General features: G+C 70.6%; 18 protein-coding genes and 1 pseudogene. 16 read left to right on the top strand and 3 right to left on the bottom strand.

Going from position 1 to position 21315, the window contains the following annotated elements:
- Nucleotides 1-2: 2 nt before the first annotated feature.
- Nucleotides 3-562: pseudogene (locus tag IE245_RS17565) on the bottom strand (sigma-70 family RNA polymerase sigma factor); the annotation flags it as partial.
- Nucleotides 563-678: 116 nt separating this feature from the next.
- On the opposite strand from IE245_RS17565, the gene IE245_RS17560 reads away from it, so the two are divergent.
- On the top strand, nt 679-1374 hold the full coding sequence (locus IE245_RS17560) for a demethylmenaquinone methyltransferase (protein ID WP_189948467.1): 696 nt from the start codon (nt 679-681) through the stop codon (nt 1372-1374).
- A gap of 443 nt (nt 1375-1817) precedes the next feature.
- A complete protein-coding gene (locus IE245_RS17555) occupies nt 1818-3104 on the top strand; it encodes a geranylgeranyl reductase family protein (RefSeq protein ID WP_189948465.1) in 1287 nt (428 codons plus the stop codon).
- Between the two features lie 90 nt (nt 3105-3194).
- On the opposite strand, the gene IE245_RS17550 is transcribed toward IE245_RS17555, so the two are convergent.
- Nucleotides 3195-4094, bottom strand: a complete 900-nt coding sequence (locus tag IE245_RS17550) for a C40 family peptidase (protein WP_189948463.1) — start codon at nt 4092-4094, stop codon at nt 3195-3197.
- A gap of 671 nt (nt 4095-4765) precedes the next feature.
- Between IE245_RS17550 and IE245_RS17545 the strand changes: the two genes are divergently transcribed.
- The 14 genes from IE245_RS17545 to nuoN all read left to right on the top strand — a co-directional run bounded on the left by IE245_RS17545 (nt 4766) and on the right by nuoN (nt 20637).
- Complete coding sequence (locus IE245_RS17545; RefSeq protein ID WP_189948461.1) at nt 4766-5125, top strand: NADH-quinone oxidoreductase subunit A; 360 nt, start codon at nt 4766-4768, stop codon at nt 5123-5125.
- Nucleotides 5126-5142: 17 nt separating this feature from the next.
- Entirely contained in the window at nt 5143-5697 is a 555-nt protein-coding gene (locus IE245_RS17540; protein WP_010041554.1) for a NuoB/complex I 20 kDa subunit family protein, read from the top strand.
- Nucleotides 5698-5785: 88 nt separating this feature from the next.
- Nucleotides 5786-6517, top strand: coding sequence for an NADH-quinone oxidoreductase subunit C (locus IE245_RS17535; RefSeq protein ID WP_189948459.1), 732 nt, complete (start codon nt 5786-5788; stop codon nt 6515-6517).
- The gene (locus IE245_RS17530; protein ID WP_189948456.1) at nt 6514-7836 is read left to right on the top strand and encodes an NADH-quinone oxidoreductase subunit D; all 1323 of its coding nucleotides are present in this window, start codon (nt 6514-6516) and stop codon (nt 7834-7836) included. Before IE245_RS17535 ends, IE245_RS17530 begins: the two co-directional genes overlap by 4 nt.
- A complete protein-coding gene (gene nuoE / locus IE245_RS17525; RefSeq protein ID WP_189948454.1) occupies nt 7833-8576 on the top strand; it encodes an NADH-quinone oxidoreductase subunit NuoE in 744 nt (247 codons plus the stop codon). Before IE245_RS17530 ends, nuoE begins: the two co-directional genes overlap by 4 nt.
- The gene (gene nuoF / locus IE245_RS17520; RefSeq protein ID WP_189948452.1) at nt 8576-9925 is read left to right on the top strand and encodes an NADH-quinone oxidoreductase subunit NuoF; all 1350 of its coding nucleotides are present in this window, start codon (nt 8576-8578) and stop codon (nt 9923-9925) included. Before nuoE ends, nuoF begins: the two co-directional genes overlap by 1 nt.
- On the top strand, nt 9922-12411 hold the full coding sequence (locus tag IE245_RS17515) for an NADH-quinone oxidoreductase subunit G (RefSeq protein ID WP_189948450.1): 2490 nt from the start codon (nt 9922-9924) through the stop codon (nt 12409-12411). Before nuoF ends, IE245_RS17515 begins: the two co-directional genes overlap by 4 nt.
- Nucleotides 12412-12440: 29 nt before the next feature.
- Entirely contained in the window at nt 12441-13766 is a 1326-nt protein-coding gene (gene nuoH / locus IE245_RS17510; RefSeq protein WP_229851347.1) for an NADH-quinone oxidoreductase subunit NuoH, read from the top strand.
- Nucleotides 13726-14376, top strand: coding sequence for an NADH-quinone oxidoreductase subunit NuoI (nuoI, locus tag IE245_RS17505; protein ID WP_373305341.1), 651 nt, complete (start codon nt 13726-13728; stop codon nt 14374-14376). The genes nuoH and nuoI overlap by 41 nt, the downstream gene beginning before the upstream one ends.
- Nucleotides 14373-15197, top strand: a complete 825-nt coding sequence (locus tag IE245_RS17500) for an NADH-quinone oxidoreductase subunit J (protein WP_189948444.1) — start codon at nt 14373-14375, stop codon at nt 15195-15197. Before nuoI ends, IE245_RS17500 begins: the two co-directional genes overlap by 4 nt.
- Complete coding sequence (nuoK, locus tag IE245_RS17495; protein ID WP_043227770.1) at nt 15194-15493, top strand: NADH-quinone oxidoreductase subunit NuoK; 300 nt, start codon at nt 15194-15196, stop codon at nt 15491-15493. Before IE245_RS17500 ends, nuoK begins: the two co-directional genes overlap by 4 nt.
- Nucleotides 15494-15503: 10 nt before the next feature.
- Nucleotides 15504-17399 (top strand): NADH-quinone oxidoreductase subunit L, encoded by a 1896-nt coding sequence (gene nuoL, locus IE245_RS17490; protein ID WP_189948443.1) that lies wholly within the window; start codon nt 15504-15506, stop codon nt 17397-17399.
- Nucleotides 17400-17404: 5 nt separating this feature from the next.
- Nucleotides 17405-18991 carry an NADH-quinone oxidoreductase subunit M gene (locus IE245_RS17485; protein ID WP_189948441.1) on the top strand — a complete coding sequence of 529 codons (1587 nt, stop codon included), beginning with the start codon at nt 17405-17407 and terminating at the stop codon, nt 18989-18991.
- Nucleotides 18988-20637, top strand: coding sequence for an NADH-quinone oxidoreductase subunit NuoN (nuoN, locus tag IE245_RS17480; protein ID WP_189948439.1), 1650 nt, complete (start codon nt 18988-18990; stop codon nt 20635-20637). The genes IE245_RS17485 and nuoN overlap by 4 nt, the downstream gene beginning before the upstream one ends.
- Before the next feature lie 54 nt (nt 20638-20691).
- On the opposite strand, the gene IE245_RS17475 is transcribed toward nuoN, so the two are convergent.
- Nucleotides 20692-21255 carry a hypothetical protein gene (locus IE245_RS17475; RefSeq protein WP_189948437.1) on the bottom strand — a complete coding sequence of 188 codons (564 nt, stop codon included), beginning with the start codon at nt 21253-21255 and terminating at the stop codon, nt 20692-20694.
- Nucleotides 21256-21315: the final 60 nt, after the last annotated feature.

The raw sequence follows: 21315 nt of genomic DNA, 5'->3' as shown, positions 1-21315 counted from the left end.
CGGCTTCCTGTGATCGAGAGCCCGGCGTCGGCCAGGCGTACGCGGAGACGGGCGAGGGAGCGCGAGCACTGGCTCTTCACGGTGGCCTCGCTGCACCGCAGCAGCGCGGCGACGGAGGCCACGCTCTGGTCGTCCCAGTAGCGCAGCACCACCATGGCCCGGGCCCGCGGCGGCAGTTCGGCGAGCGCGGCGAGCAGCGTCACCCGCAGCTCCGGATGGTCGGCGGCCGGCTCCGGCACGGTGCCGCCGGTGCGGGTGAGGAGGAGCAGGTCCCGCAGCCGCCTGCGGCGCTCGGCCAGGAAGGTCCGGGTCAGCACGGTCTTGGCGTAGGCGTGCGGATGCTCGGCCGCCCCCGCCTTCCGCAGTGCTGGTACAGCTTGGCCAGCGTGGTCCGGGTCAGGTCCCGCGCCTGCTCCGCGTCCCCGCAGAGCAGGTACGCCGTCCGGTACAGCCGCTGCTGCGCGGTCCGCGCGAACGCCTCGAACCCGGCGGCCGACCCCACGTCCGGGCCCCTGTCCGCGACCACGTCCGCTCCCGGGTCCCGTTCGGTCGTCAATGCCATCGCACCCCTGCTCTCCTCGCTGCCGTACGGCGCTTCCGACCCTCCTTGAGCACGCCCGGGGCCGAAAGGTTGAAGCGGTACGGGAGGAGATTCGGGCGGCTGCTTGAATGGGACGCGTGACCCGAGCCAATCTGGACAAACAGCCGCACGAAGTCGCCTCCATGTTCGACGACGTGGCGGCCAACTACGACCTCACCAACGACGTGCTGTCGCTCGGCCAGGACCGCCGGTGGCGCAAGGAGGTCGCGAAGGCGGTCGACGCGCGGCCCGCGCAGAAGATCCTCGACCTCGCCGCCGGCACCGCCACCTCCTCGCAGCCCTTCGCGCGGGCGGGCGCGTACGTCGTCCCGTGCGACTTCTCGCTCGGCATGCTGCGGGTCGGCAAGCAGCGGCACCCGTGGATGCCGTTCACGGCGGGCGACGGCACGAAGCTGCCCTTCCGGGACGACGTCTTCGACGCGGTGACGATCTCCTTCGGCCTGCGCAACATCCAGGACACCGAGCAGGCGCTGCGCGAGCTGTACCGCGTGACGAAGCCCGGCGGCCGCGTGGTGATCTCCGAGTTCTCCCACCCGACGTGGGCCCCGTTCCGCACGGTGTACGAGGAGTACCTGATGCGCGCGCTGCCGCCGGTGGCCCGCGCCGTCTCCTCCAACCCGGACGCGTACGTCTACCTCGCCGAGTCCATCCAGTCCTGGCCGGACCAGCCCACCCTCGCGGGCCTCCTCCAGAAGGCGGGCTGGTCCAAGGTCGCCTGGCGCGACCTCACCGGCGGCATCGTCGCCCTCCACCGCGGCTTCAAGCCCCAGTAACCCGCCGCCTCGCCCGCTCCCGTCGCGGTCCCAGGATCCCGCCGGGCGATGCCCACCCGCCGTCCCTGTGGGCAGGCGTCCCGCTGGGGCCCCTGGACGAAGTCCTCGGGGGAGGGACGGGCGGGCACAGGACGGCGCCCCGTTGCCGGGCCGAGGCTTCCCGCGCCTGAACCCGCACCACGAGCACGGCGCGCAGTCGGTGCGGGTTCAGGCACAGGAGCGGAGGCACCCGCGAACGGTGCCGTTCCGTTGTGTCCACCCTCCCCCGAGCTCTCGGCTTCGCTCGAGCAGGGGGACCCCCACCGCCCCAGCGGAACGATTGCCCGCAACGGAGCGGCGGCGCGTCGCCCGCGGGGGCGCAGGGGGTGGCCCCCCGGGTGCGGGCGGGTGGTCGTCCTAGACTTCGCTACGACCCTCTTCGCCGACCTTTCGGGAGATTCGCCGTGACCGAGAACCCCCTCTCCGAGCACAGCGCAGACGTGATCGTCGTCGGGGCGGGCCCGGCCGGCTCCACCACCGCGTACTACCTGGCGAAGGCCGGCCTCGACGTGCTGCTCCTGGAGAAGACGGCGTTCCCGCGCGAGAAGGTCTGCGGCGACGGCCTCACCCCGCGCGCCACCAAGCAGCTCGTCGCCATGGGCATCGACATCTCGGAAGAGGCCGGCTGGCTGCGGAACAAGGGCCTGCGGATCATCGGCGGCGGCGTCCGGCTCCAGCTCGACTGGCCCGACCTGGCCTCGTACCCGGACTACGGACTGGTCCGCAAGCGCGACGACTTCGACGAGATGCTGGCGCGCCAGGCGCAGAAGGCCGGCGCGCGGCTGTACGAGCGCTGCAACGTCGGCGCGCCGGTCGTCGACGAGCGCACGGGCCGCATCACCGGCGTCCACGCCAAGCTGGGCGAGGAGAAGACCGAGGTCACCTTCCACGCCCCGCTGGTCGTCGCCGCCGACGGCAACTCGACGCGCCTCTCCCTCGCGATGGGCCTGCACCGCCGCGAGGACCGCCCGATGGGCGTGGCCGTCCGCACGTACTTCACGACGCCGCGGCACGACGACGACTACCTGGAGTCGTGGCTGGAGCTGTGGGACAAGCGCGGCGCCGAGGACCGTCTCCTCCCCGGCTACGGCTGGATCTTCGGCATGGGCGACGGCACGTCCAACGTCGGTCTGGGCATCCTGAACTCCTCCTCGGCCTTCCGCGAGCTGGACTGGCGCGAGGTCCTGAAGGCCTGGTGCGCCTCGATGCCGGAGGACTGGGGCTTCACCCCGGACAACATGACGACGCCGATCCGCGGCGCCGCGCTCCCGATGGCGTTCAACCGCCAGCCGCACTACACGAAGGGCCTGTTGCTCGTCGGCGACGCGGGCGGCCTGGTCAACCCGTTCAACGGCGAGGGCATCGCCTACGCCATGGAGTCCGGCCAGATCGCCGCCGACGTGATCGTGCAGGCCCACGCCCGCGCGACCCCGGCCCAGCGCGAACTGGCCCTGCACAACTACCCGAAGATCCTGAAGGACACCTACGGCGGCTACTACACCCTGGGCCGCGCCTTCGTGAAGCTCATCGGCAACCCGAAGGTCATGAAGATCGCGACCCAGCGCGGCCTCACCCACCCGGTGCTGATGAAGTTCACGCTGAAGATGCTGGCGAACCTCACGGACCCGACGGGCGGGGACGCGATGGACCGCATCATCAACGGCCTGTCGAAGGTCGCCCCGAAGGCCTGACCGCTCGGCACGGCCTTCCGCACGGTACGACGAAGGGCCGTCGCTCCCCCGAGGAGTGACGGCCCTTTCGTACGGTTCCGATCGCGGGGATCAGAGGATGCGGACGGCGCCCGACGGCGTGTCCCAGTCCAGGGAGCGCTCGACGACGCCCGTGGACGGGTTCTGCGCGCCGACGTACTTGCCGCCGCCGACGTAGATGGCGACGTGGTACGAGCCGCTGCGGCTGCCCCAGTACAGGATGTCGCCCGGCTGGAGGTTGCTCAGGGAGACGGACGTGCCCATGCTCGACTGGGAGTACGAGATGCGCGGCAGGTCGATGCCGGCCTGGCGGTAGGCGGCCTGGACGAGGCCGGAGCAGTCCCAGGAGTTGGGGCCGGTGCCGCCGGAGACGTACGCGTCGCCGACCTGCGCCTTGGCGAAGGCGACGATCGCGGCGGCGGAGCCGGAGGCGACCTGGGTCGACTCGGACGCGGACGACGACGAGGACGACGAGGAGTCCGAGTCCGAGGAGTCCGACGCCGAGGTGGCGGTGATCCGGGTGCGGGCGGCGTCGCGGGAGGCGCGGGCCCGGGCCTCGGCGGCGCGGGCCTCGGCGGCGGCGCGCTCGGCCTCCGCCTTCGCCTCGGCCTCCTGGCGGGCCTTCTCGGCGCGCTCGGCCTCGGCCTTGCGGTCGGCCTCGGCCTTGGCCTTCTTGGCGTCCTTGGCGGCCTTCTCCAGGGCGGCGGCCTCCTGGGCCTCCAGGCTCTGGTCGAGGGCCTCCTGCTCGGAGGCCTCGGCGGAGGCGGCCACGGCGCTGGAGAGGTCGGTGCCGAGCGAGCCCAGCGTGGGCATCTCGATGGTCTCGGTCACCGGCTCGGCATTCGCCGGTCCGGCAGCACCGGCCACCGCGATGGTGCTGAGGACGCCACCGGCGACACCGGCGCGGAGCGCGAGCTTGGAGGCGCTGCGGCGGGGCTTCCGGTGGCTGGGTATGTGAGCGGTCTGGGACATGGGTACAACCGCTATCAGGGCTTCACGGTTCCCTTCAAGAAACGTGGGTTGCGCCACAGTTACGACCGGAACCCCTCAATCCGCTTCGCTGTCGCCCTTATTGACGCCGTAACGGGCAAATCGGGCGCGACTCATTGTGCCCTTGATCATGGGTTTTCAATGAGATGCCCGAATTGCCCTTCGCTTACCACCTCTTCACGCCGATGGCCAAGCCCTGTTCTTTTCGGCCTCGGGAGATGTGGCGCAGGTCACAGGGTCGTCTCGTGAACGCATGCACACGGAGTCGGGTCGTCCACTTCGGTCCCGCCGACCCCCTCGGACGGGCGACGTGGACGCCTATATCACCCGGATGCGTCCACAGCCAATTTGCTTGTACAGCCCATCTCTTGATAGGGCAACACCCCTCCGACCAGCGATTTCCGGTCCGAATGTCACACCTGGTGATCACCTGGGCGCTTCACGCGACAAGATCACTGCTCATCCGACTTCATGATCCTTCGTCAGGTGGTAGAGATCACAAATCCGTTGGCGACCCCCGTGTCGCAGATCACAGAGGGGCGGGCTTAAGATACGCGGACGTCGGGCTTGTGAACTGCCTCACATGGGGGCGATCTTTCGCGGACCCGACGGTGCGGTCCAACGGTCAAGGACGACTGGAAGGAGCGAGGAGCGTGAATGCGTACGCGCCCGTCCTCGTGCTCGGTGCCCTGGGTGCGGGGTTTGCGATCTTCTCCGTGGTCATGGCCACGCTGATCGGGCCAAAGCGGTACAACAGGGCAAAATTTGAGGCGTACGAGTGCGGCATCGAGCCGACGCCCACGCCCGCCGGAGGCGGTCGCTTCCCCATCAAGTACTACCTGACGGCGATGCTCTTCATCGTCTTCGACATCGAGATCGTCTTCCTCTACCCCTGGGCCGTCACCTTCGACGCCCTGGGGCTTTTCGGGCTCGTGGAGATGCTGCTCTTCGTGCTCACCGTCTTCGTCGCCTACGCCTACGTGTGGCGGCGCGGCGGCCTGGAATGGGACTGAGGGGCTGAGGAGCACCCATGGGACTCGAAGAGAAGCTGCCCAGCGGTTTTCTGCTGACCACCGTCGAGCAGGCCGCGGGCTGGGTCCGGAAGTCATCCGTCTTCCCCGCGACCTTCGGCCTCGCCTGCTGCGCCATCGAGATGATGACCACCGGCGCCGGCCGCTACGACCTCGCCCGCTTCGGCATGGAGGTCTTCCGCGGCTCCCCGCGCCAGGCCGACCTCATGATCGTCGCCGGCCGGGTCAGCCAGAAGATGGCTCCCGTCCTGCGACAGGTCTACGACCAGATGCCCAACCCCAAGTGGGTCATCTCCATGGGCGTCTGCGCCTCGTCGGGCGGCATGTTCAACAACTACGCCATCGTGCAGGGCGTCGACCACATCGTGCCGGTCGACATCTACCTGCCCGGCTGTCCGCCGCGCCCCGAGATGCTGATGGACGCGATCCTCAAGCTCCACCAGAAGATCCAGACGTCCAAGCTCGGCGTGAACGCCGAGGAGGCGGCCCGCGAGGCGGAGGAGGCGGCGCTCAAGGCGCTGCCGACCATCGAGATGAAGGGCCTGCTGAGGTGACCGACGCACGCGCGGCCACCGGGCCGCAGCCGACGACGAAAGCCGCGCCCTCGCGCCGCGCGGGCGGAGAAGGGAACGGGAGCACACGGTGAGCGACGAAACCCCGAACCCCGAGAAGGAGCTGTCCGAGCAGAACCTGCCCGGCCAGCGCGGCGAGCACGGGGAGGAGGTACGGGTCCAGCGCGGCATGTTCGGCGCGAACAACGGCGGCGACACCTCCGGCTACGGCGGCCTCGTCCGCTCCGTCCGCCTCCCCGGCCCCGCCGTCCGCCCCTACGGCGGCTGGTTCGACGAGGTCGCCGACGAACTCGAAGGCGCCCTGGAGGAGCAGGGGCTCGTCCCCGGGAACGCCATCGAGAAGACGGTCGTCGACCGCGGCGAGCTCACCTTCCACATCGAACGCGAGCACCTCGTCCGCGTGGCCCGCACCCTGCGCGACGACCCGGCGCTCCGCTTCGAGCTCTGCACCGGCGTCTCCGGCGTCCACTACCCGGGCGACAAGGGCCGCGAGCTGCACGCCGTCTACCACCTGCGCTCGCTCACCCACGGGCGGCTGATCCGCCTGGAGGTCTCGGCCCCCGACCACGACCCGCGGATCCCGTCCCTCGTCGCCGTCTACCCGACGAACGACTGGCACGAGCGCGAGACGTACGACTTCTTCGGCATCGTCTTCGACGGCCACCCCGCCCTCACCCGGATCATGATGCCGGACGACTGGCAGGGCCACCCGCAGCGCAAGGACTATCCGCTCGGCGGCATCGCCGTCGAGTACAAGGGCGCCCAGATCCCGGCTCCGGACCAGCGGAGGTCGTACTCGTGAACAGCACAGCATCCAGCCCCCGCGAAACCACCGAGGGATCCGTCTACACGGTCACCGGCGGAGACTGGGACGAGGTCGTCCGGTCCGCGGCCAAGGCCGACGACGAGCGGATCGTCGTCAACATGGGCCCGCAGCATCCCTCCACCCACGGCGTGCTGCGGCTCATCCTGGAGATCGACGGCGAGACCGTCACCGAGGCCCGCTGCGGCATCGGCTACCTCCACACCGGCATCGAGAAGAACCTCGAGTACCGGACCTGGACGCAGGGCACCACCTTCGTCACGCGCATGGACTACCTCACCTCGTTCTACAACGAGACGGCGTACTGCCTCGGCGTGGAGAAGCTGCTCGGCATCACCGACGACATCCCCGACCGGGCCAGCGTCATCCGGGTTCTCCTCATGGAGCTCAACCGGCTCTCCTCGCACCTGGTGTGCATCGCCACCGGCGGCATGGAGCTCGGCGCCACCACGATCATGATCTACGGCTTCCGGGACCGCGAGATGATCCTGGACCTGTACGAGCTGATCACCGGCCTGCGCATGAACCACGCCTACATCCGGCCCGGCGGCCTCGCCCAGGACCTCCCGCCCGGCGGCGTCGACGCCGTGCGTGAGTTCGTGAAGACCATGAAGAAGAACCTGCCGGAGTACGACAAGCTCGCCACCGGCAACCCCATCTTCAAGGCCCGCATGCAGGACGTCGGCTACCTCGACCTCACCGGCTGCATGGCCCTCGGCGCCACCGGACCGATCCTCCGGTCGGCGGGCCTCCCGCACGACCTGCGGAAGTCCGACCCGTACTGCGGCTACGAGAACTACGACTTCGAGGTCCCCACCGCCGACACCTGCGACTCCTACGGCCGCTTCCTCGTCCGCCTGGAGGAGATGCGCCAGTCGCTGCGGATCGTCGAACAGTGCCTCGACCGCCTGGAGCCCGGCCCGGTCATGGTCGGCGACAAGAAGATCGCCTGGCCCGCCCAGCTCGCCCTCGGCCCCGACGGCCTCGGCAACTCCCTCGACCACATCAAGAAGATCATGGGCACCTCCATGGAGGCCCTGATCCACCACTTCAAGCTGGTCACCGAGGGCTTCCGGGTCCCGGCCGGCCAGGCGTACGCGGCCGTCGAGTCCCCCAAGGGAGAGCTCGGCGTGCACGTGGTCTCCGACGGCGGCACCCGCCCCTTCCGCGTCCACTTCCGCGACCCGTCCTTCACCAACCTCCAGGCCATGGCCGCGATGTGCGAGGGCGGCCAGGTCGCCGACGTCATCGTGGCCGTCGCCTCCATCGACCCCGTGATGGGAGGCGTCGACCGATGACGGAGAACGTCAGCCTCGGGATGCCCCAGCTCCCCGCGGCCCCGTACCCGGCGGACGTCCACGCCCGTCTGACGGCGGACGCGAAGGCGATCATCGACCGCTACCCCGGCTCCCGCTCCGCGCTCCTGCCGATGCTGCACCTCGTGCAGTCGGAGGAGGGCCACGTGACCCGCACCGGCATGCAGTTCTGCGCCGACACGCTCGGCCTCACCACCGCCGAGGTCACCGCCGTCGCCACCTTCTACACCATGTACCGCCGCAGGCCGTCCGGCGACTACCAGGTCGGCGTCTGCACCAACACCCTCTGCGCGGTCATGGGCGGCGACGCCATCTTCGAGGAGCTCAAGGAGCACCTCGGCGTCGGCAACGGCGGGACCACCGACGACGGCGCGATCACCCTCGAACACATCGAGTGCAACGCGGCCTGCGACTACGCCCCCGTGGTGATGGTCAACTGGGAGTTCTTCGACAACCAGACCCCCGAGTCGGCCAAGAAGATGGTCGACGACCTCCGCGCGGGCCGCACCGTCGAACCCACCCGCGGCGCTCCCCTCTGCACCTTCAAGGAGACCGCCCGCATCCTCGCCGGCTTCCCCGACGAGCGCCCCGGCGCCGTCGCGGCCACCGGCGGCGCGGGGCCCGCCTCCCTCGTCGGCCTCCGGCTGGCCAAGGGCGAGACCCCGCAGCCCACCCGCATCGTCCACCCGCGCGGCGAAACAGCCGGTCAGGAGGGAGAGTGATGACCTTGGCCGCCGAGATCGACTCCAGCAGCCCCGAGAAGCTGCTCTCCCCGGTCCTCTCCGCCTTCTGGGACCAGCCCGACTCCTGGACCCTGGAGACGTACGAACGCCACGAGGGCTACCAGGGCCTCAGGCGCGCGCTCGCCATGAGCCCCGACGACCTCATCGCGTACGTGAAGGACTCCGGCCTCCGCGGACGCGGCGGCGCCGGCTTCCCCACCGGCATGAAGTGGCAGTTCATCCCGCAGGGCGACGGCAAGCCGCACTACCTCGTCGTCAACGCCGACGAGTCCGAGCCCGGCACCTGCAAGGACATCCCCCTCCTCTTCGCCAACCCGCACTCCCTCATCGAGGGCATCGTGATCGCCTGCTACGCGATCCGCTCCAGCCACGCCTTCATCTACCTGCGCGGCGAGGTCGTCCCCGTCCTGCGCCGCCTGCACGAGGCGGTCCGCGAGGCGTACCAGGCCGGCTACCTCGGCCGGAACGTCCTCGGCAGCGGGCTCGACGTCGAACTCACCGTGCACGCCGGCGCCGGCGCGTACATCTGCGGCGAGGAGACCGCTCTCCTCGACTCCCTCGAAGGCCGCCGCGGACAGCCCCGGCTCCGGCCCCCCTTCCCCGCCGTCGCCGGCCTCTACGCCTGCCCCACCGTGGTGAACAACGTCGAGTCCATCGCCTCCGTTCCCGCGATCCTCCAGCGCGGCAAGGAGTGGTTCACCTCGATGGGCAGCGAGAAGTCCCCCGGCTTCACGCTCTACTCGCTGAGCGGGCACGTCGCCTCGCCCGGCCAGTACGAGGCCCCCCTCGGCATCACCCTGCGCCAGCTCCTCGACATGAGCGGCGGCATGCGCCCCGGACACCGGCTCAAGTTCTGGACCCCCGGCGGCTCCTCCACCCCCATGTTCACCGACGAGCACCTCGACGTGCCGCTCGACTACGAGGGCGTCGGCGCCGCCGGCTCCATGCTCGGCACCAAGGCCCTCCAGTGCTTCGACGAGACCACCTGCGTCGTCCGGGCCGTCACCCGCTGGACCGAGTTCTACGCCCACGAGTCCTGCGGCAAGTGCACCCCCTGCCGCGAGGGCACCTACTGGCTCGTCCAGCTGCTCCGCGACATCGAGGCCGGCCGGGGCGTCCTGTCCGACCTCGACAAGCTGAACGACATCGCCGACAACATCAACGGCAAGTCGTTCTGCGCCCTCGGCGACGGCGCCGCCTCGCCGATCTTCTCCTCGCTGAAGTACTTCCGCGAGGAGTACGAGCAGCACATCACGGGCAAGGGCTGCCCCTTCGACCCGGCCAAGTCGACCGCCTGGGCGGACAACCACAAGGAGGTGACCGCATGACCGTCACCGCGTCCACCCCGGCGGGCGGCGGAAGCCCGGCCGTACCGCCGGAGGACCTCGTCACGCTGACCATCGACGGCGTCGAGATCTCCGTCCCCAAGGGGACCCTGGTCATCCGCGCCGCCGAACAGCTCGGCATCGAGATCCCCCGCTTCTGCGACCACCCCCTCCTCGACCCCGCCGGCGCCTGCCGCCAGTGCATCGTCGAGGTCGAGGGCCAGCGCAAGCCGATGGCCTCCTGCACCATCACCTGCACCGACGGCATGGTCGTCAGGTCGCAGCTGACGTCGCCGGTCGCCGAGAAGGCCCAGCACGGCGTGATGGAGCTGCTGCTCATCAACCACCCGCTGGACTGCCCGGTCTGCGACAAGGGCGGCGAGTGCCCCCTGCAGAACCAGGCCATGTCGCACGGACAGGCCGAGTCCCGCTTCGAGGGCGTCAAGCGGACCTACGAGAAGCCGGTCCCGATCTCCACCCAGGTGCTGCTCGACCGCGAGCGGTGCGTGCTCTGCGCCCGCTGCACCCGCTTCTCCAACCAGGTCGCCGGCGACCCGATGATCGAACTGATCGAGCGCGGCGCCCTCCAGCAGGTCGGCACCGGCGAGGGCGACCCCTTCGAGTCGTACTTCTCCGGCAACACCATCCAGATCTGCCCGGTCGGCGCCCTCACCTCGGCCGCCTACCGCTTCCGCTCCCGCCCCTTCGACCTGGTCTCCTCGCCGTCGGTGTGCGAGCACTGCGCCGGCGGCTGCGCCACCCGCACCGACCACCGGCGCGGCAAGGTCATGCGCCGCCTCGCGCAGAACGACCCCGAGGTCAACGAGGAGTGGATCTGCGACAAGGGCCGGTTCGGCTTCCGGTACGCGCAGCAGCGCGACCGCCTGACGACCCCCCTCGTCCGCAACGCCGACGGCGTCCTCGAACCGGCCTCCTGGCCCGAGGCCCTGGAGGCCGCCGCCCGCGGGCTCGTCCGCGGCCGCACCGGCGTCCTCGCCGGCGGCCGGCTCACCGTCGAGGACGCCTACGCCTACGCCAAGTTCGCCCGCGTCGCCCTCGACACCAACGACGTCGACTTCCGTGCCCGGATCCACTCCGGCGAGGAGGCCGACTTCCTCGCCTCGCACGTCGCCGGCCGCGGCCGGGACCTGGACGGTTCCGGCGTCACGTACGCCTCCCTCGAAGCCGCGCCGATGGTGCTGCTCGTCGGCCTGGAGTCCGAGGAGGAGGCCCCCGGCGTCTTCCTGCGGCTCCGCAAGGCCTGGCGCAAGCACGGGCAGAGGACGTACGCCGTCGCCAGCCACGCCACCCGCGGCCTGGAGAAGGCCGGCGGCACGCTGCTGCCCGCCGCCCCCGGCACCGAGACCGAGTGGCTCGACGCCCTCACCTCCCGGGTCGGCCTCGACTCCACCGGCTGGGCCGCCTCCGAGGCCCTCCGCGAGGCCGGCGCCGTCATCGCCGTCGGCGAGCGGCTCGCCGGAGTGCCCGGCGCGCTCACCGCCGCCCTGCGGGCCTCCGCCGCCACCGGCGCGCGGCTCGTGTGGATCCCGCGCCGGGCCGGCGAGCGCGGCGCCGTCGAGGCCGGGGCGCTGCCCAGCCTGCTGCCCGGCGGCCGGCCCGCCACCGACCCCCGCGCGCGCGAGGAGGTCGCCGCCGCCTGGGGCGTCCGCGAACTCCCGCACGGCTACGGCCGCGACACCGGCCAGATCGTCGAGGCGGCCGCCTCCGGCGAACTCGCCGCGCTCCTCGTCGGCGGCGTCGACGTCGACGACCTGCCCGACCCGCGGCGTGCGCGCGAGGCCCTCGAAGCGGCCTTCGTCGTCTCCCTCGAACTGCGCCCCGGCGCCGTCACCGAGCGCGCCGACGTCGTCCTGCCGGTCGCCGCGGTCGCCGAGAAGTCCGGCACCTTCCTCAACTGGGAGGGCAGGGCGCGGATGTTCGAGGCCGCGCTCAAGCCGGAGCAGATGACCCGCCCGCTCGCCCCCGGCGACGCGCGCGTGCTCCACATGCTCGCCGACGCCATGGACGCCCACCTCGCCCTGCCCGACCTGAAGGCGGCCCGGCGCGAGCTGGACCGGCTCGGCCGCCGCGCCGAGGACCGGGCCTCCGAGCCCACCGCCCACGCGGTCCCGGCCCCCCGGCCCGGCGACGGCGAGGCCGTCCTCGCCGGCCACCGGCTGCTCCTCGACCTCGGCCGCCTCCAGGAGGGCGACGAGGCGCTGGCCGGCACCCGCCACGCGGCCGTCGCCCGGCTCTCCGCCGGCACCGCCGCCGACACCGGCGTCAAGGACGGCGACCTCCTGGAGGTCACCGGCCCCGCGGGCTCCGTCACCTTCCCCCTCCAGGTCACCGAGATGCCCGACCGCGTCGTCTGGCTCCCGCTGAACTCCACCGGCCGCGGCGTCCTCGCCGACACCGGCGCCCACCCCGGCACCCTGGTCCGCATCGGCCCGGCCGCCCCTTCGACTTCGCCGGAGGTGCAGGCGTGAACACCCTCCTCGCCGCGGAGGACCTGTCCATGTTCGGGACGGACCCCTGGTGGCTCGTCGCGATCAAGGCCGTCTTCTGCTTCGCGTTCCTGATGGTGACCGTGCTCTTCTCCATCGTGTGGGAGCGCAAGGTCGTCGCCTGGATGCAGCTGCGCATCGGCCCCAACCGGCACGGCCCCTGGGGCCTCCTCCAGTCCCTCGCGGACGGCATCAAGCTGATGCTGAAGGAGGACGTGATCGTCAAGCGGGCCGACAAGGTCGTCTACGTCCTCGCCCCGATCGTCGCCGCCATCCCCGCCTTCATGGCGATCGCCGTGATCCCCTTCGGGCCGGCCGGCAACGAGGTGTCGATCCTCGGCCAGCGCACCACGATGCAGCTCACCGACCTGCCGATCGCGATGCTGTACATCCTCGCGGTCGCCTCCGTCGGCATCTACGGCATCGTCCTCGCCGGCTGGTCGTCGGGCTCGACGTACCCGCTCCTCGGCGGCCTCCGCTCCTGCGCGCAGATGATCTCGTACGAGATCGCCATGGGCGCCGCGTTCGCCTCCGTCTTCCTCTACTCCGGCTCCATGTCGACCTCGGCGATCGTCGAGGCCCAGCAGGACCGCTGGTTCGTCATCCTGCTGCCGGTGTCGTTCCTCATCTACATCGTGACGATGGTCGGCGAGACCAACCGCGCCCCCTTCGACATGCCGGAGTCCGAGGGCGACCTCGTCGGCGGCTTCAACACCGAGTACTCGTCCATCAAGTTCGCGATGTTCATGCTCGCCGAGTACGTGAACATGGTGACGGTCTCCGCCGTGTCGGTGACCCTCTTCCTCGGCGGCTGGCGGGCCCCGTACCCGATCAGCACCTTCTGGGAGGGCGCCAACCACGGCTGGTGGCCGATGCTCTGGTTCGTCCTCAAGGTGCAGCTGCTGCTCTTCTTCTTCATCTGGCTCCGCGGCACCCTGCCCCGCGTCCGCTACGACCAGCTGATGAAGCTCGGCTGGAAGGTGCTCATCCCGGTCTCCGTGGTCTGGCTGATGCTGGTCGCCACCGTCCGGGCGCTGCGCAACGAGAACATCGCCTTCACCAACATCGTGCTGTACGTGGCCGGTGCCGTCCTCGTGGTGCTGCTCCTCTCCTTCGTCGCCGACCTCTTCCGCGACCGGAAGAGGGAGGAGGCGGCGGGCACGGCCGAGCAGCCGGCCTTCGACCCGATGGCCGGCGGGTTCCCCGTACCGCCCAAGCCAGGACAGACCCTGCCGCCCGTGCCCCGGCGCAGGCCCCGCCACGAGCGGGACCTCGTTGTCAGTGGTGGCCCCGATACTGCTACCGAGAGTGACGAAAGGGGGACGGATCGTGTCTGACTTCCAGAATCCGGTGGCCGGCTTCGGCGTGACCTTCAAGGCCATGTTCAAGAAGCGGCTGACCGAGCAGTACCCCGAGCAGAAGAAGACGACGGCGCCCCGCTTCCACGGCCGGCACCAGCTCAACCGTCACCCGGACGGCCTGGAGAAGTGCGTCGGCTGCGAGCTGTGCGCCTGGGCCTGCCCCGCCGACGCCATCTACGTGGAGGGCGCGGACAACACGGACGAGGAGCGCTACTCGCCCGGCGAGCGGTACGGCCGCGTCTACCAGATCAACTACGCCCGCTGCATCCTGTGCGGGCTGTGCATCGAGGCGTGCCCGACGCGCGCGCTGACGATGACCAACGAGTTCGAACTGGCCGACTCCTCCCGCGAGAACCTGATCTACACCAAGGAGCAGCTCCTCGCGGGCCTCGACGAGCAGATGGTCGACACCCCGCACGCGATCTTCCCCGGCATGACCGAGCAGGACTACTACCGGGGCCTGGTCACCGAGGCCGCGCCCGGGACCGAGCGCCAGGTCGCCGTGTCCAAGGGCGAGGAACCGCAGGAGGCCGCGTCGACCACCGGCGAGAACGAGCCCGCGTCGGGGAAGGTGGTCGGCCGATGAGCGCGCTCGCCGCCTACGCCACCTCCACCGGCGAGGCGTTCCAGTTCTGGGTGCTCGGCACCGTCGCCGTCGTCGGCGCCCTGTGCACCATCCTCATGAGGAAGGCCGTGCACTCGGCGCTCTGCCTGGCCGGCACGATGATCGTCCTCGCGGTCTTCTACCTGGCCAACGGCGCGTACTTCCTCGGCATCGTGCAGATCGTCGTCTACACCGGCGCGATCATGATGCTCTTCCTCTTCGTCGTCATGCTGGTCGGCGTCACGGCCGCGGACTCGCTGAAGGAGACCATCAAGGGCCAGCGCTGGTGGGCCGCCGCCTGTGGCCTCGGCTTCGGCGTCCTGCTCTTCGCCGGGATCGGGAACGCGGCGCTGACCGAGTTCGCCGGCCTCGGCGCGGCCAACGCCGCCCACGGGGGGAACGTGGAGGGCCTCGCGGCCCTCATCTTCACCAAGTACGTCTTCGCCTTCGAGATCACCGGCGCCCTGCTGATCACCGCCTCCGTCGGCGCGATGCTCCTCACCCACCGGGAGCGCACCGAGCGGGCCAGGACCCAGCGCGAGCTGGCCGAGCAGCGCGTGCGCGAGGGCAAGCACCTGCCGCCGCTGCCCGCCCCCGGCGTCTACGCCCGGCACAACGCGGTGGACATCGCGGGCCTGCTGCCCGACGGCACCCCGTCCGAGCTCACCGTCATCTCGACCCTGCGCAAGCGGGGCCAGGTGCGGGACGTGTCGACGGAGGCGCTCGCAGACCTCAAGGCCCTGGAGCAGCGCTCCGCGGAGCGGCTCGGCCGCGACCGGGAAGAAGAGGAGGCCGGACGGTGAACCCCGTCAACTACCTGTACCTCGCCGCCCTGTTGTTCACCATCGGCGCGGTCGGGGTGCTGATCCGGCGGAACGCGATCGTGGTCTTCATGTGCGTGGAGCTGATGCTCAACGCCTGCAACCTCGCGTTCGTCACCTTCTCCCGCATGCACGGCAACCTCGACGGCCAGATCATCGCCTTCTTCACGATGGTCGTGGCCGCCGCGGAGGTCGTCGTCGGGCTCGCGATCATCGTGTCCGTCTTCCGATCCCGCCACTCGGCCTCGGTCGACGACGCCAGCCTGATGAAGCTGTGAGGGGCTGACCGTGGAAAATCTCATTGCGCTCCTCATCGGGGCACCTCTGCTCGGCGCGGCGGTCCTGCTGTGCGGCGGGCGCCGGCTCGACAGGGCCGGGCACTGGCTCGGCACGCTCCTCGCGGCCGTCTCCTTCGTCATCGGCCTCGCGCTCTTCGCCGACATGCTCGGCAAGGCCGCCGACGACCGGGCGATGCACCAGCACCTGTTCTCCTGGATCCCCGTCGAGGGCTTCCAGGCGGACATCGCCTTCCAGCTCGACCAGCTGTCGATGACCTTCGTCCTGCTGATCACCGGCGTGGGCACGCTCATCCACGTGTACTCGATCGGGTACATGGAGCACGACGAGCGGCGCCGCCGCTTCTTCGGCTACCTGAACCTGTTCGTCGCCGCGATGCTGCTGCTCGTCCTGGCGGACAACTACCTGCTGCTGTACTTCGGCTGGGAGGGCGTCGGCCTCGCCTCGTACCTCCTGATCGGCTTCTGGCAGCACAAGCCCAGCGCGGCGACCGCCGCGAAGAAGGCCTTCCTGGTCAACCGGGTCGGCGACATCGGCCTGTCGATCGCGATCATGCTGATGTTCACCACCTTCGGCACCTTCGCCTTCGGCCCCGTCCTGGAGTCGGCGGGGGAGACCGGCGAGGGCACGCTGACCGCGATCGGCCTGATGCTGCTCCTCGCGGCCTGCGGCAAGTCGGCCCAGGTGCCGCTGCAGTCCTGGCTCGGGGACGCGATGGAGGGCCCGACCCCGGTCTCGGCCCTCATCCACGCGGCCACCATGGTCACCGCCGGCGTCTACCTGATCGTCCGCTCCGCCGACATCTTCAACGCGGCCCCGGACGCGCAGCTCGTCGTCACCATCGTCGGCGCGGTCACGCTGCTCTTCGGTGCGATCGTCGGTTGCGCGAAGGACGACATCAAGAAGGCCCTCGCCGGATCCACGATGTCGCAGATCGGATACATGATCCTCGCGGCCGGACTCGGCCCGATCGGCTACGTCTTCGCGATCATGCACCTGGTGACGCACGGCTTCTTCAAGGCCGGCCTGTTCCTCGGCGCCGGTTCGGTCATGCACGGCATGAACGACGAGGTCGACATGCGGAAGTACGGCGGCCTCAGGAAGTACATGCCGGTCACCTTCGCCACCTTCGGCCTCGGCTACCTCGCCATCATCGGCTTCCCGGGCCTGTCCGGCTTCTTCTCCAAGGACAAGATCATCGAGGCGGCCTTCGCCAAGGGCGGCACCGAGGGCTGGATCCTCGGCGCGGTCACCCTGCTCGGCGCCGCCATCACCGCGTACTACATGACGCGCGTGATGCTGATGACCTTCTTCGGCGAGAAGCGCTGGCAGCCGGACGAGCACGGCCACGAGCCGCACCCGCACGAGTCCCCGAAGTCCATGACGGTCCCCATGATCCTGCTGGCCTTCGGCTCGGTCTTCGCGGGCGGGATCTTCGGCATCGGCGACCGGTTCGTGAACTGGCTGAAGCCCGTCACCGACTACGAGCACGGCCACCCGCCGATCAGCGCCATGGCCGTCACCTCGGCCACCGTCGCCGTCATGGTGATCGGCGTCGGCCTCGCGTACCTCCAGTACGGGCGCCGCCCGGTTCCGGTCGTCGCGCCGCGCGGCTCGCTGCTCACCCGGGCCGCCCGCCGCGACCTGCTCCAGGACGACTTCAACCACGCCGTCTTCGTCACCGGCGGCACCCACCTCACCCGCTCGCTGGTCTACGTCGACCACAGCCTGGTGGACGGCGTCGTCAACGGCACGGCGGCGGGCGTCGGCGGGCTCTCCGGCCGGCTGCGCAAGCTCCAGAACGGCCACGTCCGCTCGTACGCGGTCTCCATGTTCGGCGGTACGGCGGTCCTCATCGCCGCGACCCTGCTGATGAGGGCGGTGTAACTCCCATGTCCTTCCCGCTCCTGACGGCGACGGCAGCGGTGCCGGCGGTCGGTGCGATCCTCACCGCCGCCGTGCCCGCCGCCCGCCGCACCGCCGCCAAGTGGCTGGCGCTGCTCGTCTCGCTGGTCACGCTGGTGCTGGCCGGGATCGTCTTCGCCCGCTTCGAACCCGGCGGCGACCGCTACCAGCTCACCGAATCCCACTCCTGGATCAAGGACTTCGGGGTGCGGTACGAGCTCGGCGTCGACGGCATCGGGGTGGCGCTCATCGCCCTGACCGCGCTGCTCATCCCGTTCGTCATCCTGGCGGGCTGGCACGACGCCGACCCCCTGGAGACGCAGTCCAAGCGGTGGCGCCCGACCCAGGGCTTCTTCGCCCTGATCCTCATGGTCGAGGCGATGGTGATCCTCTCCTTCGAGGCCACCGACGTCTTCCTCTTCTACATCCTCTTCGAAGCCATGCTCATCCCGATGTACTTCCTCATCGGCGGCTTCGGCGACCGCGCGCACAGCGGCACCGACGAGAACGCGGCGGCGCAGCGCTCGTACGCGGCGGTCAAGTTCCTGCTGTACAACCTGGTCGGCGGCCTGATCATGCTGGCCGCGGTCATCGGCCTGTACGTGGTCGCGGGGAACTTCTCGCTCACGGAGATCGCCGAGGCGCGGGCGAACGGCTCGCTGGAGATGGCGTCCTCCACAGAGAAGTGGCTGTTCCTCGGCTTCTTCTTCGCCTTCGCGGTGAAGGCGCCGCTGTGGCCGCTGCACACCTGGCTGCCGAACGCGATGGGGGAGGCGACCGCCCCGGTCGCCGTCCTCATCACCGCGGTCGTCGACAAGGTCGGCACCTTCGCGATGCTCCGCTTCTGCCTCGGCCTCTTCCCCGAGGCGTCGAAGTGGGCGACGCCCGCGATCGTCGTCCTCGCCCTGATCAGCATCGTGTACGGGGCGCTGGTCGCGGTCGGCCAGCGGGACATCAAGCGGCTCGTCGCCTACGCGTCGATCTCCCACTTCGGCTTCATCATCCTGGGCATCTTCGCGATGACCAGCCAGGGCCAGTCGGGCGCCACGCTCTACATGGTCAACCACGGCATCTCGACCGCCGCCCTGATGCTCGTCGCCGGCTTCCTGATCTCCCGGCGCGGCTCGCGGCTCATCGCCGACTACGGCGGTGTCCAGAAGGTCGCCCCGGTCCTCGCCGGCACCTTCCTGATCGGCGGCCTCGCGACCCTGTCGCTGCCCGGACTCGCCCCGTTCGTCAGCGAGTTCCTGGTCCTGGTCGGCACCTTCGCCCGCTACCCGGTGGCCGGGATCGTCGCCACCACCGGCATCGTCCTCGCCGCGCTGTACGTCCTCGTCCTCTACCAGCGGACGATGACGGGCCCGGTGAAGGAGGAGGTGCGGTCGATGCCCGACCTGCGGCCGCGCGAGCTCGCCGTCGTCACCCCGCTGATCGCCCTGCTGCTCTTCCTCGGCGTCTTCCCGAAGCCGCTGACGGACGTCGTGAACCCGGCGGTCCGGCACACCATGTCGGACGTGCAGCGGACCGACCCCCAGCCCGAAGTCCCCGTCCAGACCGTGGAGGCGGCCAAGTGAACGCCCTCGCTGTCCACAACCTGTGGACGACGGCTGCCGAGCCGCTGAACAAGATCCCGGCACCGAAGATCGAGTACACCCAGCTCGCCCCGGTCCTGATCGTGGTCGGCGCGGCCGTCCTCGGGATCCTCGCCGAGGCCTTCGTGCCCCGCAAGGGCCGCTACCTCGCCCAGGTCTTCCTGTCGGTCCTGGCCCTCGCCGCCGCGTTCGCCGCGGTCGTCGGCCTCGCGGCCGGAGGCTACGGCACCACCAGGGCCGGCATCGCGGCCATGGGCGCCATCGCCGTCGACGGCCCCGCCCTCTTCCTGCAGGGCACCATTCTCCTCGCCTCGATCGTCGCGATCCTCACCTTCGCCGAGCGCAGGCTCGACCCGGCCGACCACGGCCACAAGGTCGACTCCTTCGCCGCCGAGGCGGCCGCCGTCCCCGGCGGCGACCACGAGAAGGCCGCCGTCAAGGCGGGCTTCACCACCACCGAGGTCTTCCCGCTCGCGCTCTTCGCGATCGCCGGCATGCTGGTCTTCCCGGCCGCCAACGACCTCCTGACCCTCTTCATCGCCCTGGAGGTCTTCTCCCTCCCGCTGTACCTGCTCTGCGCCGTAGCCCGCCGCAAGCGGCTGATGTCGCAGGAGGCGGCCGTCAAGTACTTCCTGCTCGGCGCCTTCTCCTCGGCCTTCCTGCTCTTCGGGATCGCCCTGCTCTACGGCTACGCGGGCTCCGTCTCGTACGCCACGATCGCGGACGTCGTCGACGGCGCGGTCACCTCGGTGAACCCGGCGCTCGCCGGCACCATGGGCAACGACGTCCTCCTCCTGATCGGCTTCGCCCTGCTCCTCATGGGCCTGCTGTTCAAGGTCGGCGCCGTCCCCTTCCACATGTGGACCCCGGACGTCTACCAGGGCGCCCCGACCCCGGTGACCGGCTTCATGGCCGCCGCCACCAAGGTCGCCGCCTTCGGCGCGCTGCTCCGGCTGCTGTACGTCGTCCTTCCCGGCCTCACCTGGGACTGGCGCCCGGTCATGTGGGGCGTCGCGATCGTCACGATGCTGGGCGGCGCGGTCGTCGCCATCACCCAGACGGACATCAAGCGCCTGCTGGCCTACTCCTCGATCGCCCACGCCGGCTTCCTGCTGGCGGGCGTCATCGCGGCCACGCCCAGCGGCATCTCGTCGGTCCTGTTCTACCTGGGCGCCTACTCCTTCGTGACGATCGGCGCGTTCGCCGTCGTCACGCTGGTGCGGGACGCGGGCGGCGAGGCCACCCACCTCTCCAAGTGGGCCGGACTGGGCCGCCGTTCGCCGCTGGTCGCGGCCGTCTTCGCGGTCTTCCTGCTCGCCTTCGCCGGCATCCCGCTGACCTCCGGGTTCTCCGGCAAGTTCGCGGTCTTCAAGGCGGCGGCGGAGGGCGGCGCGGGCGCGCTCGTCGTGGTCGGCGTCATCGCCTCGGCGGTGGCGGCCTTCTTCTACATCCGGGTGATCGTGCTGATGTTCTTCAGCGAGCCGAAGGCGGACGGCCCCACGGTCGCCGTGCCCTCGGCCCTGACCACCGTCACCATCGCGGCGGGCGTGGCCGTCACCCTGGTGCTCGGCCTCGCGCCGCAGTACTTCCTGGACCTGGCGAGCCAGGCGAGCGTCTTCGTACGCTGACCCCACACGGACGGGGCCCGGCTCGGGGGCGAGCCGGGCCCTTCCGCGTACCCGCTACTTCTCCGGGCAGGGGCCGCAGTGCACCCGGGGGTTGTACGGGGCGAAGACGCCGGCCGGGTTCTTCTTGTAGATCCAGGCGTGCAGGGAGTAGACCTCCCCGAGCCCCGGGATCGGGTCCGGCCCGTCGAAGTCCCGGTCGAAGGCGCGCGGCACCGGCTGCCCGGTGTCCGGCACGACCCACTCCAGGGCGACCAGCTCCCGCTTCCCGCTCCCGTGCTCCTCCGCGTAGATCACGGCCGCGGGCCGCGCCGGTTCGGTGGAGCCGATGTTGGCGGGGTTCACGTAGTGGTACCCCATCCCGCCGAGCCTCGCGTCGCTGGTGTCCTCGACGCACACGTCGGTGCGCCGGAACCCGTCGGCGATCGCCTTCTCCTCCGACCGGTACTTCTTCGTCGCCTCGTACGTCTTGTACAGGTCCGGATGCGGGAACCCGTGGTCGCCGCCCGCCACCGGGGCGACGGGCCCGGCCGAGACGGCCGGAGCGGCGGCCCCCAGGGCCAGCGCGACGGAAGCGGTGAGGGCGAAGGCGGCCCTGAGGGCCCGGGGACGTGCGGACATACGGATGTACTCCTCTGGAAGGGGGGAAGCGCCCACCGGGCGCCGGGTCCGGAGCCGGCT

This window comes from Streptomyces roseolus (genome assembly GCF_014649855.1).
Taxonomy (GTDB): Bacteria; Actinomycetota; Actinomycetes; order Streptomycetales; family Streptomycetaceae; genus Streptomyces; species Streptomyces roseolus.
Note: the sequence above shows the minus strand (reverse complement) of the source record. Positions and strands in the feature narration are given on the sequence as shown.